Genomic DNA, 17,302 nt, shown 5'->3' on the forward strand with positions numbered 1-17,302 from the left:
AAAGCTAATCCTTAAAAGCATTTTCTATTTTTTTTTGAATTATTCAGATTCCCTATAAAACGGATGATGAGGAGTGATTATATTCTATTCCTTGAATCCGCTCATGATGGGTATAAACATTAAATCCGTTAGCTCGGATAAAGCCAACTGCCGTAATTCCAAGTTCCTCTGCTAAATTTATTGCAAGATTGGTAGGGGCAGATTTTGAAAGAATAATCCCTACTCCAATTTTGGCTGCTTTTAGTAACACCTCGGATGAAATTCGGCCACTGAAAGCTATGATTTTATCTTTTAGAGGTATACGGTTTATCAAGCAATAGCCAAATAGTTTATCCAGGGCATTGTGTCGACCAATATCCGTTCGTGCTGCCACAATTCCTTCCTTCGTACATAGGGCTGCATTATGAACCCCGCCGGTTTGTTGAAAATGTGAAGAGTTTTCTTGCATTTGCTTCATTAACTCACGGCATTGTTCTGGTGTAACCGTTAATTTTGTCATAACGGTTTTAGCTGTCTTAACATCATTATGAAAGTAAAATTGCCGCCCTTTTCCACAACAAGAACCAATAAATCTTTTAGAATGGAAATCTTTTTGGATTGAATGTTTATTAACTAAATCGACATAAGCAAAACCCTTTTCTTCATCGATGTGGATCGATTGAATATCTTGGTAGACTCGAATCACACCTTCTGAAGCTAGGAAGCCAACCACCAATTCTTTCAGTTCAGAAGGGCTACATACCATGGTCGCAAACTCCGTTCCATCTAATATAATCGTTAGGGCAGATTCGACGGCAATGTCATCCTCTTCCTCTATGAAGTTTTGTCCATTGTACTTGACAATATTTTGAGAAGTAGTGATTTCCTTAAACAAATTCGGTGCCCCTTTCCATCGATATTTTTGTCCTTAACCCACTTCTGTTTCAAGATCAGCAATCGGCTTTTCTAGGTATTGGGTATCTTTCCGTGCGTTATATCGTTCGGCTTTTTCCACATTTACGGTGATGTTATAATCGGGAATACCGGCAAATTTCTCATAACGACCGCGTGGCAGCAAGTAGTTTCCTTCTGGGAAGTGAACTTCTAAATTTCCTTGTGCAATATCAACAAACTTAGCCGTACCTTGGAAGACGCCAAAGCCATTATAAACAACAATTCCTTCGCCTTCAGCAATGCTTAATTTTTGTCCATCCACAGGACTCATTAAGACATCATAACGACCGGCACCATTTAACGGATCCACTTCTTTATATACCATCGAGTTAAACTGCTTGCCACGGCGAGAGGTAATAATAAATTGTTCAGGCTTTTTATTTAAATCCGGAATATCAACCGGAATTAAGGTACCTCTGCCATCCGGAGTTGGACAAATTCCATCTTCACATAACCAAGCGCCACCCCACTGGAACACGTCTCCTTGCTTTTTCAAATGCTGAATTCCGTGGTAATCAGGGTTTGCTTTGGCAATTTCCTCACGAATGGCCTGACCGTCTGCAAAATCAACCAATTGGGCTGTTTCTGGTTTCACACGTTTAGCAAGTTCTATATATATCTTCCATTCTGCACGTGCCTCTTCAATCATGTTTTTGTTCCCAGTGATTTCAGGAGAGAAGTAAACCATCCGTTCTGTTGATGTACTCGTGCCGCCTCCTTCTTGCTCATAACGCGTTTTCGCTGGTAACACGATGACAGCTTCTTTCGCATCAACTAATGTCGATGTGTTTAAAATAATATCTTGATGGACCCGAATCTCCAGTTTGGATAAGGCCTGTTCAATAAAATCAGGGTCTGGCATCGTTTCTAAGAAATTACCACCAGATAGATAATATAATTTCACTTTCCGCTCATGATCTTCTGGAAGTACAATGTTTTCTAGTGTGACACCCACGATATCACCTTGCCAGTTTGGCAGGTCAAATCCCCAAAGCTTTTCCATTCTCTCTACATTTTTTTCATCCCAGCCTCCGCCAGGTAAAACAAACGGGTCTGCCCCCATTTCTCCGCTGCCTTGCACACTTGAGTGTCCTCGGAACGGCATAAGACCCGCGTGCTTTCGCCCTAAGTGTCCACGCAGGAGTGCAAGGTTTGCGACTTGAGAGATATTGTCTGTTGCAAAAGAGTGCATCGTCAGCCCTAGTGCCCACGCATATACCGCATTTTTGCTGTTGGCTAGAAGTTCAGCTAATTCTATGATTCTTACTTTTGAAACGCCTGAAGATTCGATGATATCTTCCCAAGATTGGTCTTGGACTTTTTCCTTCAATTCTTCGTAACCGTTTACATGTCCCTCTACGAACTCATGGTTAATCGCTGAACCATATGCTTTTTCCTCCATATCAAACCAATGCTTCATGATTCCATGCATAAAAGCAATATCCCCACCGATATTGACTTGATAGAAGTCATCGGCAATTTTTGTTCCGAATAAAGCAGACTCAGGGTTTGAAGGAATCCAATACTGATCCATGGCTGGTTCGCGGTATGGGTTAACCACAATGATTTTGGTTCCTTTTTTCTTGGCTTCAAGCATATATTTTGAAGATACAGGTGATGAGTTCGAAGCGACACTTCCCCAAAACAATAAGACATCTGTTCCAATCCAATCTAGATAATTGGATGTAGAAGCTCCCACACCAATGGAACGTTTTAAAGCTGTTTTACTGGGAGCGTGACAAATACGGGAAGCGTTATCAATATGATTCGTCCCAAGAAAACGCGCGACTTTCGCTGCAACATAATAGCTTTCGTTTGTAATTCCTCGAGCGGTTAAATAAAATGCATATTGTTTTGGATCCAACTTCTTCATTTTTTCTGCAATGAGATCCATTGCGTCATCCCAAGTAATCCGTGAAAATTTACGTTCCCCTTTGCGTCGAATCATTGGATAAGGGATCCGACCCAGCTTACGAAGTTCAGTGCTATCATATTTCCTTAGCTCATCAATGTCTGCATGCAGAATTTCAGGTTGAATCGCAGGCATTGTATTAAGCCGAAGCACATTCAAACGTGTGGTGCAAACGTGTGGTCCATCCAATGTTTGGTCATATAACCCTGACACACCAAGGGCACAACCGTCACAAACTCCTTTCGTAATAATCCGTGTAGCATAGCCGATATTATCTTTATTATCCCAAGCGATTTTCATCGTATCGCGGATATGCTGCGGTTTAATCTTCCCTAGTCCAAAAGGAATTGGACTTACCCAGTATTTAGGAGCAGGTAACTTTGCCTTTTTTTGTGGTCCTGGATGTTGCGTTTTCCCCATTTTCATTTCCTCCTTAATCATGTCAATTGCTATTTTTCCAATAAAAAACCACCTAAGATAATATTCATCCGTGAAAACGGATAAATAGCTCTAGGTGGTTAGTCTTTAACAGGGTCGCTGTCAAGTGCCAACAATATGTAGTTGAAATAATGTTTTCATTGGGTTTAACTTTTTAAGCTAAACTTTTCCTCAATATCTTGATCAAACACGAAGATTGACATCCCCATGTCGTCTTCAATATCAATATCCACAAAGACACGAATGAATTTTACACCAAGTAGTTCTTCCATTTCCTGAGGATAGTTTTTTTTATAAATCTCCTTGACCATTTCAGTACGAGCAGATCGTAACATTTGTTTCCCGTCTTCAGCGGAAGCAATAAATTTTTCAATTGGAGATAAATTTCCTTCTAATTCACAAATTGCCCAGTTTTTGCAAAACTTTGTTCGAACTTGACTAGGGCCTTTACCCATATGACGTTTTCTATAGGCGCGAACAATATTACTGAATTCTGCTTCATATTTATTCACATGACTCAACTCACTTGTTTTTACTCAATATTATCACTATGTTAATGATGTTTATTCTATAAGTATACTATATAACGGAATAAAAATAAAAACCATTGTAATAGATTCTTTGAAGATTCCTTAAAAAAGGCGGAATCCCAATTGAATCATTACAACGGTTCGCCTCAAACAGGTTCGCTGTTACGCACCAACTGTTATAATATTTTACCCTAGTTGTATGAGTTACACCTATTAACCGATCAACAGGTTCGCTGTTTCGGATTAAAAGAGACTCATATGTATATTTCACAAATTGTTCACATTTGATAACTTAATCATAGCATGGTGGTGAAATCAATACAATAGATATTATTTGTAATCCCTGTAAAACCTGAATATAAAAAACTTAACAATAAAAGCGAATGATTCCATCCAAATAACGGAGAATAACATTCGCTAGTTTTGTGTGGTTAAATCCTTTATATTGTTGATAAAAATTTGGAAAAGTTATTAGAAGAATAATTTGAATAACTTTACTATGAAAACAAGATAAAATGGGGTCGGACCAATGTCTGACCCCATTTTGTTTGTTTTTAAACTAAAATCTTGGATGCTTTTACTCTATCATGGACCGAGTCCCTTAAAGAAACCGGTTATTAACTATAAGGTAATAATCATCATCTACTTATAAACTTTTTTAACCATCCATTTACTAATAATTTATAGAAAATATTTTTCTTTAAATTGTTACCCAAAAACCACATCCACTGATTTATTGCGAGCCACTTTATAAATTTTTATATATTTCATAAATAAATGGATGGTAATAAAAATATTTGATTGGAGGGTTAAAAAGCATGCTAAATCTTTTATTATGAAAGAATAGCTAAAATTATGTAATTTCATAATTTTTAAGAGAATACAAAGCAAGCACTTCATATAAAAAGGGGGAGAAACATGAATAGTTTTCAAGAGTGTAGAAATAGCAGGATTAGAGTTTCCTATAAGGATTTAAATCATAAAAATATTTCGGCAGGTTTGATTGCAGGAATATTCGTTATTACGGGACCTACTGCTCTTATATTGGAAGCAGCAACAAAGGGAAACTTCAGTTCCACACAGACAATTCTATGGATATTTGCAGTCTATGTATTTGGAGGATTATTTGGCATTATTCTTCCCATGTATAGTCGGATACCGATTGTTGGCGGCCATACGCTTACTGGCGTTGCATTCCTGACAACGATGACATCCCAGTTTAGCTACCATGTATTAATCGGAGCATATCTTATTTCAGGCATTTTAATGGTATTCATTGGATTTCTGGGTTTTTTCTCAAAATTGATTAAGTTGGTGCCTAAAGAAATTATTTCGGCAATGCTGGCAGGAATGATTACAAACTATATGGTGAATTTTATTATTTCTATCAACAAGCTAATATTAATTGGGTTTATTCCTTTGGTGGCCTTTTTTATTTTTAGCTGGTGGAAAATAAAAATTCCGCCTGTAATTGCAGCGATTGTCATTGGAACTATATTATTGATCCTGTTCTATCCATTAAATAACATTAAATGGAATTCTGGAGTGATTATGCCCGAAATTCAATTACCTGATTTTAATATAGTAAGTTTCCTTTCTGTCTCTATCCCGCTTGCTTTTCTCATTTTAAGCAACGATGCAGCAGTTGCGGTCGGTGCATTGGAAAAAAATCATTATCGGACCCCGATCAATCAAATTATTTCCTTTAGCGGATTATTTTCAATCATAACAAGCTTTTTTGGAGGTCAGTCTGCAAATATTGCTGGAATGGCAACAGTAATATGTGCGGATGAAGAGGCAGGTCCAAAAGAAAAAAGATACATGGGGGCTGTAGTGGCGGGTGCTCTTCTTCTCGTTTACGGTTTATTCTCTTGGAAACTGGTTCCACTAATCCAAGCTTTACCGAAAGAGTTCATTTCAATGATTATTGGATTTTCGCTTCTCGGTGTATTTGGAAATAGTTTGCATCAATCTTTCTCAAAGCAAACAATGAAAATAAGTACTGTATTTGCCTTCATTATTGCCTTATCAAAGATTACCTTATTAAGTATAAGTGCGCCCGTTTGGTCCTTACTTGTTGGTTCTCTCATTGCACGATATATTGAAAATGATACTATAGGAAAAATTGAAAAAAAGGAAAAAGAAACAGCTTAACTTATAAAAGTAAAATGAATTTTGGCCCTATCAAAAGGAAGAATTCAATTAACTGTAACGGACAAGGGAATTCTTTTCCATTCTCCACAGCAGTGTCACGGAAAATAGGATAGACAATATCCCATGCTTCCTTGTCTCCTCCAACCATAACTAGCTCCATTTATGTCCAAAACGCCTCAGAAATTTTTTTCTAAGGCGTTTTAATATAATTCATAAAGTCTTAATTAGTCTATACTTGTGTCTTAGCTCTTTCTTGCTTAAAAATAATTTAGTTCCAACCACTACATTGATTTATTCAACAACCTGGAGAGTGACGTCAATATTCCCTCTTGTGGCTTTTGAGTACGGACAGAATTCGTGGGCCTTATGTACAAGTTCTTCTAATTTTTCCTTTTCCACACCAGTCCCTTTTATTTGCAACGTTACCGCAATTTTGAATCCTTGATCGGCCTCATCTTTTAAGAAATCTACATTTGCCGTTACTTGTGATTCGAATTTGACATGTTCCTGCCTTGCGATGTGCTGTAAAGCCCCATCGAAACAAGCAGAGTAACCGCAAGCGAACAACTGTTCAGGGTTTGTCGCGTTTGGTAATTCTTTCGCTCTTGGGGAGCCGGGCATTGCTAAATCCACTTTTATCTTACCATCAGATGATTCAACTCTGCCTTGTCTTCCTCCACTAGCTGTTGCAGATGATGTGAATAATGGTTTTGTAGTCATCGATTTTCTCCTTTTTAAAGAATAATGTCTTGCCTTAATGTTCACAAAGAGAGAGCTTATTATAGTTTGTTCCACTCATGCTGTAATAAACTACGGCTAATTTTACCTTTGTCATAGTTTCGATCTACTTTTCTGATGAATACCCAAATAGTTTAGATTAAAAACCCATTTTAATACACCAGCTATTTTCTCAATCATTTTCACTTAATATTCATAATAAATCAACTGTTTTTGATTCTTATTCAAAAACAGTTGATTTATATTATTTAATTATAGTTTATCAATCTTTAAATATTACTGCTCAACTAACTCATTAACCTATCTCGCAGTTGAGTAAAAGCCATAAACGTCCTTTTTCTAACCTCACATCAGTTTTATTTAGCTACACTAGCTTCTCCAATATTTTTGATATTAATTGATCTTGATTTTTCTCCATAATAATATCTTGATTTACGATTACTACATTTAAGTTTTCGCAGAAAATGCAAAGTTTCATACAATAGGTTGGAGTGATGGAACACTCAATATCTTTTTCTTCAAGTTTATTTCTAATCTGCTCTTCTACTTGGTTTGTTCTATTACGAAAACAATACAAAATTTTTTGAGCCATAATCATCCTCGTTAGTAAGTATTTATTGTAATTTCCCAGCATAATTTCACGAGTATAAAAGGTAAAACCATCGCAAGAAGCGATGGCTTTCAAATTTATACAGCCGCACTCTCAACTTCACGGCTTACTTCAAGTGTGCGAACAACATACTCTCCATCTTTTAGGATAAGATTTAATTTGTCGTGATCTTGTAGGACTGCAATATTATCTAATGGGTTGCCATCTACTACGAGGATGTCTGCAAGTTTTCCAACTTCAATGGTACCAATTTTATCTTCCATCTGCATAATTTGACTTCCATATTTGGTAGCGGTTACAATTGCATCCATTGGTGTCATTCCTACTAACTTAACAAAATGCTCTAAGTCACGTGCATATCCACCATGAGGGCACCATTTGAACCCATAATCACCACCTGGCAGTATACGTACCCCCGCTTTATAAAGTCGGTTCATATTTTTTAGTGCAATTTGTAACCCTTCTTTATATCCTGTTGCATCAAGTGCTTCTTGTCCGAAATAATCAGCACCATGCTCTAATGTTGATATAAGCCAATTTAGGGCTGGCACAACAAATAAACGTTCTTTATCGTGTACGAGCATGTCGAAAGCTTCATCGTCAATAAAATCAGCATGACCGATAATGTCTACCCCTGCTTTTACACATATTTTTACAGCATCTGATGTTCTAGCATGTACATATATTCTTTTCCCACGGGCATGGGCTTCCTCTACAGCAGCTCTGACCTCTTTGTAGGTATAAAGTGTCATTTCACCTGTTGCGTGAGCAGTTAAACTTTCTCCACTCACATTAACCTTGACAAGGTCTGCCCCTTCTTTAAACAAACTTCTAACTACTTTTCTTACCTCATCTTCGCCATCCGCTAAAAAGGATAGTCCATGAACTCGAACATGGTTTGGATGTAAATCAACAAAACTGCCAGTTGCAGATACTTCAGCACCATTTGCGAGCATTCGAGGCCCAGGTACTTGTCCGCGATTAATGGCATCGCGCAAAGCAATGTCCACGCGACCTCGAGCAGCTGCGCTTACACAAGATGTAAAGCCGCTTTTAAGCATTGTTTCTGCATTCAAAATAGCCCCAATCATGGTTTCTTCAATCGGTTTAAAATCGATATCTTGAATATAGAGGGAATCCTGCCATGTGAAATGAGTGTGTGCCTCAACCATACCTGGCATTATGGTTTTTCCGTTTAATTCAATAATATCTACTTCATCGAGGTCGTAAGTTTCCGGAATAGAAAGATTCGTCCCGATAGCAGTGATTTTGTTGCGTTCAATTAGTACATCGATTCCTTGCTTTGCTTCAGCCCCTGTTCCGTCAATCAATAAACCATTTTTTAATAATTTTGCTTTCATTTTTGAAACCCCTTTCATTTCTTCAAATTAAAAAATGTATGTTCAACGCTTGTTCCCGAAAATTACATCAGGGCAAGGTTAGTAACCAATTAACGCCTAAGAATTGAAAAAACCTTCCAGTCCATTATCTTCTCGGATTGCTGGAACCTCTTCATCCCAGTCGCATTCAACTAGATTATCACACTTAACATGATGAAGGCTTATTTTAAGTTTTTCATCATAATAGGTTCCTAGAATACGATAAGGAGAATATTTGGGTAAACAATTTGGGCAAAAGCCTCTAGAAATGGCATCTAATTGTTCATCTGAATAATAAACAGTATTTTTAGCTAAAAGTACCTTATCTAACATCAATCAACCATCCTTCCAATAAGTTTTTTAATAGGGGAGGGAGAACTCCCCTTTTCTTCTAACGGATAAAAAAATACGAAATTCCTAAGAAACAATGTTCCTTAATACTCCGATTTTTTCAATCTCCACTTCCACTACGTCGCCCTCATTTAAGAACTTAGGTGGGTCAAAACCAAGTCCTACACCTTTGGGAGTTCCGGTCGCAATGATATCCCCTGGCTTAAGCGTTACACCACCGGAAACCGTTTCAATAATAGTTGGGATATCAAAAATAAGGAGATTTGTATTAGAATTTTGCCTTACCTCTCCATTCACCCTGCACTGAACATTAAGCTTTACCGGGCGTTCAATTTCATCTTCAGTAACTAGAAATGGCCCCATTGGTCCAAATGTATCCAAACTCTTCCCTAGAAACCACTGGCTATGTTGTTTTTGGAGATCCCGTGCCGAAACATCATTGATAATGGTATAACCGAAAATATAATCATAGGCTTCTTCCTTTGATATATTTGTTCCTTCTTTACCAATTACAATGGCTAATTCTGCTTCATAATCAATTTTACTTGTCACATGACGATGACTTTTAATCTTTTGATCTGGTCCAATGACCGTCGTAGTTGCTTTAGTAAATACGATGGGGTATTGTGGAAGATTTTGTTCCTCTTCCATTGCTGTCGTGTATTCCATTGCATGTTCTCGATAATTAAGACCTAAACAAATGATATCTCGTTTTGGCTGTGGAATCGGAGCTTCTAGTAACACATCAGTTAAAGGAAGAATCGCATCTCCGTTAACTTCTGACTCCCGCTGGTTTATTTCCTTAAGACGTGCCAAAGCCTCTGAATTTTCAATAACCCCTTGTAATGTATTCGGCAAGATAGCTTGGGAATATAGTTGTTTTTCTGCCTTAACAGCATCGATGATGGCACTTTCATCCGCTTTTCTAAATCCGAACTTCAAATTCCCGTCATGAAAAAAAGATGCAAGATACATTTTTTAATTCTCCTTAGATAGTTTAATAGTTTGTAAAGTGATTTTGCTCCCCCTACAATTGCGAAGGACTTTACCTTTCCTAAATCCTATTGATAAATTCCAAAATTGCTGTGTTTACCTCATTCGGCTTTTCAATTGTAGCCCAATGTCCACAATTAGACAGCACGACCAAATCAGCGTTTGGAAAGTTATTGTATAGGGCTTTTGACATTGATAGTGGAGTGGTTTTATCTTCCTCCCCAACAATCAACTGAACTGGTACTTCTACTTCCTGATGCCTAATTGCCTTAGCCTCCGCTAGGGCCCGACATGACGCAGCATATCCTTCCGCATCATTTGTCAAAAGCAAAGACCTAACTAAACCCATGACTGCTAGATTGGTCTTGGAATAATTGGAGAATCCACCTTCTAGAATGGTATCGGCAATTACCTCCATTCCGTTCTCTCTAACTAAAGTAGAGCGATCCGATAACGCTTTTCGTGCTCCTTCGGGTGGTTCGGTAAAACCGCCGACAAGCGTCAGACTTTTCACAGCTTCAGGATAGGATACCGCAAAATGTTCAGCAATCAATGTGCCCATCGAATGAGCAATAATGTGAGCGCTTTCAATCGATTCACTATCTAGTAGTGCTTTTAGATCTTCAACGAATAATTCGATAGAGTAATCGGGGTGTGATACATCGGTCCGTCCTGAACCACGCAGATCATATGTAACCGTTTTAAAATGACGGGAACAGGTATTTACCTGGCTATGCCAAATGTTCAAGTCCCCTCCTAGCCCATGAACAAAGACCACTGCCTCGCCTGACCCTTTCACTTCTACATTAACTTGAATATCTCTAATTTGCTTTCTCATAGCTTCCTCCAAAATATGAATTTAGTAGACAGCACAGCAGTTAAAAATTATTTTATTATCACCCCATCGTCTTCCTATTAAATATTATTATATTATTTATTTTTTTATTGTCAATATTCTGATAAATAATATTATATTATTTTTTTGCTTGAACCAGAATAAAAAAACTCCTAAATTCAAGTGAATTTAAGAGTTGAACGTTACCATTATTCATGAAGTTGACTTTTTTAAGCTGAATAATTAGAAAAACACCTTTTTAATCGTTTATACCAGTGAGAATCACTGCAAGCTCTTCTTGTAGTTCATACATTTTTTCCTCGGCCATTTTCTCATCGTGGTTACAAATAGCAATTAGTAACTCTTTATGAAAATGTAAGTATCTTTCTGTTGCATACTGTTTTTGATTCATACTGGCTATTGTAGCATATCGATAATCTAATTGAACTTTAGACAACATTTGTAACATATTCACGAGAAGTTCATTGTTAGAAGCTTCGTAAATACTTTTATGGAATTCATAATCAGTCTGAGCCCATGTATCTTTATCCCCTAAAGACCTTTCCAGCAGAGAATAGCATTCTGTCATTTTTTCAATATCAGCTTGCGTTGCGTTCTTAGCCGCTAACTTAGCTGCAACAGGTTCAATTGCAAAGCCGAGTTCATTTAATTTTAACAAGAAATTTCGATTATTTCCTGAATCTGATGCCCATGCTAATACATCTGTATCCCACCATTGCCACTCCGAACGTGGAGATACAATTGTTCCTAATTTAGGAATGGATTTCACTAAACGACGAGTAGCCAATCCCTTAAATGCCTCCCTCACGACGGTTCGACTAACTCCATGTGACTCACTTAAGGTTTCTATTTTAGGAAGTGTATCTCCTGGAATTATATCTCCATTAATAATTTGTTTTCCAAGCTCATGAATTAATTGATCAGTTAAGTTATAAATAGCCACTATCGATTCCCCATCCTTTACAGTAAAACGACAAAAATTTAATATAGATTATATTAAATATTTTAACAAATAATATTATATTATAATTTTAAGTTTACCATAACAAGAGCTCTTGATTTTGTTATTAAAGAAAATACCCATGTAAACAAAATTTGTTGTACAATAACTCTAATGAAATGGAGGTCATAAAATGAAAAAAGTGATTATTTATTCACAAGAAACATGCCCGCCTTGCCATGCTGAAAAATTATGGTTTAAAGAAAACGGGATTGAGTTTGAAGAGAGAGACATCCGGAAAAATGATCAATATCTGCATGAACTTATTGGGCTAGGTGCTGCTGCTACACCAGCAACCGTTATCAAAGATGGAGATCGTGAAGACGTGATCCTAGGATTTGATCAAGCGAAATTGGCTGAAATATTAGGGATTTAAGGTATGTCAAACGGCTTGATATTTGAAATCAAGCCTTCATAATGAAACTTAAATGGCGAACAGTGACTGTCACTGTTCGCCATTATTTACAGGCCAAATTGTTGCTTTGCCAGCTCTTTGAATTTCACGTGATCAATGGTCTCTTTAGACAGTATTCCATCCGCCCATTGGGTAAATGTGGTATCTGTTAAGGTAATATTTCCGTTTTGGGTAAGTCGGGTAATTAAAGGATGTTTGTTAAATGAAGATTTCGGGTGTTTAGCAATAATTGTTTGAATATCATTCAAGTTCGCAACTTCAATAGATTTCCGAGAATCAAAAGCATAGCCTATTTTCCACTCGGTATCTTTATGCTTTAGTTTCATTTCTAAACAATAGTCCCCAAATTCTTGTTTTTCTTTTTTTATTCTAAACTCTCCATTATAAGAAGATATGGTCTCACCGGATAAAGGAACAGGTTTTAAAGGTAGATTTCCACCAAAGCCCGTGTCAATTAAATACGTCTGTCCCTCGTGATTTAAAAGTACCGTTACATGCGTCCTTCCAAGTTGAATATACTCTTCAGCAGCATGATTATAAACAACTCCGTCTGTAAGTACTGCGTTAAACCCATTTTCTAAGAGGTAGAAATAGAAAAGTGGATTTAATTCGTAACAAAGGCCGCCTTCATTCCTTTCCACTATTTTGTGAATTAAGTTTTCCTTTGTAATCTTACCTGTTTTATTTTCAATGATTGATAAATTTTCAAACGGAATGGTTTGTGCTGTTTTTTCAAGAACTTCAGCTAACTTTTCAAAGGTAATTTTTTGGTCTTCCGGCAAACCTATTCTTTTATGAAATAAAGTAGTCAGGTTTTGCATTACTTCTCCTCCAAGCACTTTTTTTGGACTCCACAGCACTTTTATTGACCACTAGAAACGTCCCTGTTGTACTCTATCCAATAACAAGTCCGATGGTGAACTTGCATATAGATACAACCTATGCATCGGTCTAGTCATGGCTACATATAGTAATTTGATATCTAGTTCTTCGTCACTGTACAATTCTTCCAGGGTAACAATCAGGACGGCATCAAATTCTAATCCTTTTGAAAGGTGCGAAGGTAAGATCACAATGCTGCCCTTTTTCATATCTTCTTTTTCTTCTAATAACTGTATTGGAAGATTGCTATTTTCCAGCATTTTATGTATACGCAGGCACTCTTTGTCGGTCCTTCCAATAATCGCAATCGAGTTAAGCTCTTCCTTTTTGAGCAACTGAATATCATCTTCAAGGATCTGTTTTACTTGTTCCAAATTGACAGGGTCTATTTTCGTAAAACGGGGTTTGTCCCCATGGCGAATGACTGGTTCCACTTTTGGCAAGTCTTGATCCATAATCGAAAGAATGTCGTTGGCTAACTGCATGATCTCGACCGTGGTTCGATAACTCTTTTGTAATGTTTGATAATTTGCATTCGGGAAAATTTCCTTTACTAATGGTTCCCAGCTTTTTAACCCTCGATAAGAATGAATCCCTTGCGCTAAATCTCCCACAATCGTAAATAATTCTGTTTCAAAGCCCGCTTTAAGTGCAGCAAATTGAAAATAACTATAGTCCTGGGCTTCATCAATGAAAATACTCTTCATTTTATATTGTTCTTCGATGCCTTCTAATTTTGCTTTCATATAGAATAACGGAGCAAAGTCCTCAAGTTCTAGCGCTTTTTTATCAAAATTCCTTTGACAATATTTACTTAACGCTCTACATTCTTTCTCTGAAAGCGTACTGGAATACTTTTGTAAAAGTTCGGGCGAAGTCATCAGTTCCTTGTATAAAGAAAAAATATCTTTTTTAACAAAAGGAGCCATATAATTTTTTACCGCAACCTTCGACTCTTTCTCCACAGAACTGATTCTTTTTTCTTTTGAATCCATGAAATTGACTACTTTTTCCTTCCTTTTTTCTGAATCCGGCCGGCCGCTAAAAAGAAGCTTTTCTAAAGCATCGTCATATTTACTATTAATTTTAGAAAGGATCAGCGATTTTTTTAATCTTAGATCATTTGCTAATATATTTTTAATTTTATCCAGTCTCTTATAGATTGGTAAGTATTGAAATTCTTGTATAAATAGTTTTTTGAGTCTCCCCCCTCTTATCAGGCGAGATTTTTCAATCATAAAATCCTCGGAGGGTGCTAAATTAAACTCAATTTCTTTTAAATAATGGTCAATTACCTCCTTAAATTCCAGCGATCCTTTATAACTAGAAACCCATTGAATCATATTTGATTTCTCGTTTCCGTTAATGAGCGTCATTAATTTTGAATTAGGAGAGATTAATTTCATTTTAATCCCTAAACACTTGCTCATAAACTCAATATAAGTCGTTTGTTTAATCTTGTTTACCCCTAGATCTGGAAGGACCGCGGAAATATAATCAATAAATAATTTATTAGGTGCAAGAATCATTAATTTTTCTGGAGGAAATCGATATCCAGAAGAGTATAGAAAGTAGGAAATTCGATGGAGAGCAATGGTTGTTTTACCACTTCCTGCAGCTCCTTGAACGATAATGGGATGTTTAAGAGAGGCTCTAATAACTTCATTTTGCTCATTTTGGATGGTCGCCACAATCTCGGTTAAGCGATTGTCTGCTTTTCCTGATAAGGATTTTTGTAATAATTCATCATGTGTGGTTAAATCGATATCTCTAATGTCTTTTAAAAATCCATTCTCGATTTCGTACTGCCGCTTTAGTGATAAATAACCACTTTGTGTTTCCCCATAGGCGTCATACGTTACATCCCCAAGACGGCCATCATAGTAAACATTTGCAATTGGAGACCGCCAATCGACAATAATAGGAATCTGATTGACACGGTCGAACAAGGAGGCTTTTCCAATATATAAAATCTCTTCGTTGCTGTCACCACTGCTCGTAAAATTGATTCGAGAGAAGTACGGTTTGCCGATGACGCTTGCTAACCTTTCCAATTCACTTTCAGCCAATTCTAAAAATTGAGCATTCGTTAGGAGGGTCATGTAACTTAAACTACTATCTGATGTATCCAGTTCTGCAAAGGCTTCTTTCAAATTCTCAACGAACTGTTCTTTATTTCCCTTCGACATTTCCAAAACATTTTTAATAAATTCTTTTGTAAATTCTAAGCGTTCCACTTCTTCTTGATAATCTTTATGTTCTCGAACTGATTTTTGTTTGTTTGAACTCATTCTCTCAATCCGTCACCTCTCAATAGAGTTTATAGCGATGGAACACGCACAAAAAGAAACATCTACAATTTTTTTGCAGATGCTTTCTTTCACAATGGAGTTATATTTTACCATTTAGCAAGTGATAATACAATATACTTGTTTTACCCTTTGAAATAAAGTAAAGCAATAAGGAAGATAATTAATCCTATTAAGAAAATAGGACCAAGACCTGTACTGTATACAAAATAAATTCTAATATGAAGAAGCGCATGGATAATAAGTATGACCAGCAAGCAAACCAGCAATACAATGGTCAATTGCACATTTTTATTGCGATTTCGATTCAAAAAATTTGCTCCCTTCTAGAAGCTTTACAGGGACAGTTTAGTTTTTTATATAAATATTTTATATAAGCTTGAAATATTCCTACCTATCCTCCCCTGCAAGGTTTATTATAAATAAAATAATTTCCATTTTTTACAGTTTAATATGATATAATTGTGATATCACTTTTATATCACTTTAAGTATAATGGAGGGGTCAAAATGAAGGAAAAATCAATTTTTAAAATGAATGGATTTGCTGCACTGATAATTGCGCTTTTTTGTATTGGTCTTGGGATCTTTTTAATAACTACTGGAACAATCTCGGAGAAAATTACTGGTGGAATCGTTTTAATTTTAGGATTAATCCTTGCAACAAGTTTGACCATTGTGCAGCCCAACGAAGCAAAAGTATTAACCTTCTTTGGTACTTATCTTGGTGTCATCAGGGACCAAGGATTATGGGCAACCATCCCGTTTACTTTCAAAAGAAGTGTCTCCTTACGAGTAACAAACTTTAACAGTGAGAGGCTAAAAGTAAATGATTTAGAAGGAAATCCCATTGAGATTGCAGCTGTGGTTGTTTATAAAGTGAGGGATGCAGCAAAAGCATTGTATGACGTGGAAAACTATAATAAATTCATCCAAATCCAAAGTGAAACCGGGCTTCGCCATATTGCAAGCAGATATGCTTATGATTCGTTCGATCATGCTGAAAACCCATTAACTCTTCGTCAGAATAGCGATGAAGTCGCAGATGTTCTTATGTATGATTTACAAAAAAGATTGGATGTAGCTGGTGTGGATGTGATCGAAGCAAGAATTATGCATCTTGCCTATTCTTCTGAAATTGCTTCTGCCATGCTGCAAAGACAACAAGCGCAAGCCGTATTATCTGCTCGAAAGGTGATTGTCGACGGTGCCGTTGGACTTGTAAAAGCTGCGATTGACCAACTCGCAGAGCAAGAAATTGTTGAACTGGATGAAGATAAAAAAGCCCAGATGGTCAATAACCTAATGGTCGCCATTGTCTCTGAAAAAGGAACGCAGCCCATTATCAATACAGGAAGCATCTATTAAGGTTGTGTAATAAATGAGCAAACGAAAATCCTTTCCACTTCGGATTGACCCGAAGTTATATGAAGTGCTGGAAAAATGGGCCGAGGATGAAATAAGAAGCGTCAACGCTCAAATCGAGGTCATTTTAAAAGAAGCTGCTAAAAAGGCCGGAAGACTAAAAAAAGAATAAATGGCACCATTTTTTTAGAAAATAACCCCCTAATTTACTTACGCTAAGCAGAAAGAAAATTAGGGGGTTGATGTCTTGATATGGGAAACGTACGCTAGGGAAAGTTCCTTCTTACATAAGCGTATGCTATACTCATTCAACCTGAGATTTTCGGGACAAACTGACCGGTTACTCCATCCCCGGATAACGTCCACCAAATGCCTTTGGACTTACAGCATCAATATGAGCCAAATCTTCAGAAGAAGTTCAATATCTACTGCCCTTAC

The 17,302-nt window shown here is 36.9% G+C and carries 17 protein-coding genes and 1 pseudogene; 4 read left to right on the forward strand and 14 right to left on the reverse strand.

Annotated features, from left to right (window positions below; translation table 11 throughout):
* Positions 1 to 52: 52 nt before the first annotated feature.
* The 3 genes from fdhD to QNH17_RS18385 all read right to left on the reverse strand — a co-directional run bounded on the left by fdhD (position 53) and on the right by QNH17_RS18385 (position 3,795).
* A complete protein-coding gene (gene fdhD, locus QNH17_RS18375) occupies positions 53 to 874 on the reverse strand; it encodes a formate dehydrogenase accessory sulfurtransferase FdhD (protein WP_283874173.1) in 822 nt (273 codons plus the stop codon).
* Between the two features lie 33 nt (positions 875 to 907).
* A complete protein-coding gene (locus QNH17_RS18380; RefSeq protein ID WP_283874174.1) occupies positions 908 to 3,265 on the reverse strand; it encodes an FdhF/YdeP family oxidoreductase in 2,358 nt (785 codons plus the stop codon).
* A 164-nt stretch (positions 3,266 to 3,429) separates the two neighbouring features.
* Positions 3,430 to 3,795, reverse strand: a complete 366-nt coding sequence (locus QNH17_RS18385) for a Na-translocating system protein MpsC family protein (protein ID WP_283874175.1) — start codon at positions 3,793 to 3,795, stop codon at positions 3,430 to 3,432.
* 936 nt (positions 3,796 to 4,731) lie between these two features.
* On the opposite strand from QNH17_RS18385, the gene QNH17_RS18390 reads away from it, so the two are divergent.
* Positions 4,732 to 5,967 (forward strand): benzoate/H(+) symporter BenE family transporter, encoded by a 1,236-nt coding sequence (locus tag QNH17_RS18390; RefSeq protein ID WP_283874176.1) that lies wholly within the window; start codon positions 4,732 to 4,734, stop codon positions 5,965 to 5,967.
* A gap of 76 nt (positions 5,968 to 6,043) precedes the next feature.
* Here the strand turns inward: QNH17_RS18390 and QNH17_RS30050 are convergent.
* The 8 genes and pseudogenes from QNH17_RS30050 to QNH17_RS18430 form a co-directional block, all read right to left on the reverse strand.
* Positions 6,044 to 6,115, reverse strand: a pseudogene (locus QNH17_RS30050) (hypothetical protein); the annotation flags it as partial.
* Positions 6,116 to 6,258: 143 nt separating this feature from the next.
* Positions 6,259 to 6,687, reverse strand: coding sequence for an organic hydroperoxide resistance protein (locus QNH17_RS18400; protein ID WP_283874178.1), 429 nt, complete (start codon positions 6,685 to 6,687; stop codon positions 6,259 to 6,261).
* A gap of 382 nt (positions 6,688 to 7,069) precedes the next feature.
* Positions 7,070 to 7,297, reverse strand: coding sequence for a hypothetical protein (locus QNH17_RS18405; RefSeq protein ID WP_283874180.1), 228 nt, complete (start codon positions 7,295 to 7,297; stop codon positions 7,070 to 7,072).
* Between the two features lie 95 nt (positions 7,298 to 7,392).
* The gene (locus tag QNH17_RS18410) at positions 7,393 to 8,676 is read right to left on the reverse strand and encodes a metal-dependent hydrolase family protein (protein WP_283874182.1); all 1,284 of its coding nucleotides are present in this window, start codon (positions 8,674 to 8,676) and stop codon (positions 7,393 to 7,395) included.
* 96 nt (positions 8,677 to 8,772) lie between these two features.
* The gene (locus tag QNH17_RS18415; protein ID WP_283874184.1) at positions 8,773 to 9,027 is read right to left on the reverse strand and encodes a hypothetical protein; all 255 of its coding nucleotides are present in this window, start codon (positions 9,025 to 9,027) and stop codon (positions 8,773 to 8,775) included.
* Between the two features lie 84 nt (positions 9,028 to 9,111).
* Positions 9,112 to 10,020 carry a fumarylacetoacetate hydrolase family protein gene (locus QNH17_RS18420; RefSeq protein WP_283874185.1) on the reverse strand — a complete coding sequence of 303 codons (909 nt, stop codon included), beginning with the start codon at positions 10,018 to 10,020 and terminating at the stop codon, positions 9,112 to 9,114.
* Positions 10,021 to 10,099: 79 nt separating this feature from the next.
* Positions 10,100 to 10,876, reverse strand: a complete 777-nt coding sequence (locus QNH17_RS18425) for an alpha/beta fold hydrolase (RefSeq protein ID WP_283874186.1) — start codon at positions 10,874 to 10,876, stop codon at positions 10,100 to 10,102.
* Positions 10,877 to 11,132: 256 nt separating this feature from the next.
* Complete coding sequence (locus QNH17_RS18430; RefSeq protein ID WP_283874187.1) at positions 11,133 to 11,837, reverse strand: FadR/GntR family transcriptional regulator; 705 nt, start codon at positions 11,835 to 11,837, stop codon at positions 11,133 to 11,135.
* Positions 11,838 to 12,027: 190 nt separating this feature from the next.
* Between QNH17_RS18430 and QNH17_RS18435 the strand changes: the two genes are divergently transcribed.
* Positions 12,028 to 12,270, forward strand: coding sequence for a glutaredoxin family protein (locus QNH17_RS18435; RefSeq protein WP_283874189.1), 243 nt, complete (start codon positions 12,028 to 12,030; stop codon positions 12,268 to 12,270).
* A gap of 86 nt (positions 12,271 to 12,356) precedes the next feature.
* Here the strand turns inward: QNH17_RS18435 and QNH17_RS18440 are convergent, their stop codons facing one another.
* The 3 genes from QNH17_RS18440 to QNH17_RS18450 all read right to left on the reverse strand — a co-directional run bounded on the left by QNH17_RS18440 (position 12,357) and on the right by QNH17_RS18450 (position 15,811).
* The gene (locus QNH17_RS18440) at positions 12,357 to 13,130 is read right to left on the reverse strand and encodes an arylamine N-acetyltransferase family protein (RefSeq protein WP_283874191.1); all 774 of its coding nucleotides are present in this window, start codon (positions 13,128 to 13,130) and stop codon (positions 12,357 to 12,359) included.
* A 51-nt stretch (positions 13,131 to 13,181) separates the two neighbouring features.
* Positions 13,182 to 15,482 carry an RNA polymerase recycling motor HelD gene (gene helD, locus QNH17_RS18445; RefSeq protein ID WP_283874193.1) on the reverse strand — a complete coding sequence of 767 codons (2,301 nt, stop codon included), beginning with the start codon at positions 15,480 to 15,482 and terminating at the stop codon, positions 13,182 to 13,184.
* 143 nt (positions 15,483 to 15,625) lie between these two features.
* A complete protein-coding gene (locus QNH17_RS18450; protein ID WP_283874194.1) occupies positions 15,626 to 15,811 on the reverse strand; it encodes a hypothetical protein in 186 nt (61 codons plus the stop codon).
* A gap of 198 nt (positions 15,812 to 16,009) precedes the next feature.
* Between QNH17_RS18450 and QNH17_RS18455 the strand changes: the two genes are divergently transcribed.
* The gene (locus QNH17_RS18455; protein WP_283874196.1) at positions 16,010 to 16,867 is read left to right on the forward strand and encodes an SPFH domain-containing protein; all 858 of its coding nucleotides are present in this window, start codon (positions 16,010 to 16,012) and stop codon (positions 16,865 to 16,867) included.
* A gap of 13 nt (positions 16,868 to 16,880) precedes the next feature.
* The gene (locus QNH17_RS18460; protein ID WP_098573206.1) at positions 16,881 to 17,036 is read left to right on the forward strand and encodes a type II toxin-antitoxin system antitoxin; all 156 of its coding nucleotides are present in this window, start codon (positions 16,881 to 16,883) and stop codon (positions 17,034 to 17,036) included.
* Positions 17,037 to 17,302: the final 266 nt, after the last annotated feature.

It is taken from the genome of Neobacillus sp. SuZ13 (genome assembly GCF_030123365.1).
In the GTDB taxonomy this organism is placed as follows: domain Bacteria; phylum Bacillota; class Bacilli; order Bacillales; family Cytobacillaceae; genus Neobacillus.

What these genes read in the sequence shown, in the direction of transcription:
- QNH17_RS18380 (WP_283874174.1), bottom strand. Translation starts at nt 3,265, where the DNA reads ATGGGGAAAACGCAACATCCAGGACCACAAAAAAAGGCAAAGTTACCT.
- QNH17_RS18390 (WP_283874176.1), top strand. Translation starts at nt 4,732, where the DNA reads ATGAATAGTTTTCAAGAGTGTAGAAATAGCAGGATTAGAGTTTCCTAT.
- QNH17_RS18400 (WP_283874178.1), bottom strand. Translation starts at nt 6,687, where the DNA reads ATGACTACAAAACCATTATTCACATCATCTGCAACAGCTAGTGGAGGA.
- QNH17_RS18405 (WP_283874180.1), bottom strand. Translation starts at nt 7,297, where the DNA reads ATGGCTCAAAAAATTTTGTATTGTTTTCGTAATAGAACAAACCAAGTA.
- QNH17_RS18410 (WP_283874182.1), bottom strand. Translation starts at nt 8,676, where the DNA reads ATGAAAGCAAAATTATTAAAAAATGGTTTATTGATTGACGGAACAGGG.
- QNH17_RS18415 (WP_283874184.1), bottom strand. Translation starts at nt 9,027, where the DNA reads ATGTTAGATAAGGTACTTTTAGCTAAAAATACTGTTTATTATTCAGAT.
- QNH17_RS18420 (WP_283874185.1), bottom strand. Translation starts at nt 10,020, where the DNA reads ATGTATCTTGCATCTTTTTTTCATGACGGGAATTTGAAGTTCGGATTT.
- QNH17_RS18425 (WP_283874186.1), bottom strand. Translation starts at nt 10,876, where the DNA reads ATGAGAAAGCAAATTAGAGATATTCAAGTTAATGTAGAAGTGAAAGGG.
- QNH17_RS18435 (WP_283874189.1), top strand. Translation starts at nt 12,028, where the DNA reads ATGAAAAAAGTGATTATTTATTCACAAGAAACATGCCCGCCTTGCCAT.
- QNH17_RS18440 (WP_283874191.1), bottom strand. Translation starts at nt 13,130, where the DNA reads ATGCAAAACCTGACTACTTTATTTCATAAAAGAATAGGTTTGCCGGAA.
- helD (WP_283874193.1), bottom strand. Translation starts at nt 15,482, where the DNA reads ATGAGTTCAAACAAACAAAAATCAGTTCGAGAACATAAAGATTATCAA.
- QNH17_RS18455 (WP_283874196.1), top strand. Translation starts at nt 16,010, where the DNA reads ATGAAGGAAAAATCAATTTTTAAAATGAATGGATTTGCTGCACTGATA.
- QNH17_RS18460 (WP_098573206.1), top strand. Translation starts at nt 16,881, where the DNA reads ATGAGCAAACGAAAATCCTTTCCACTTCGGATTGACCCGAAGTTATAT.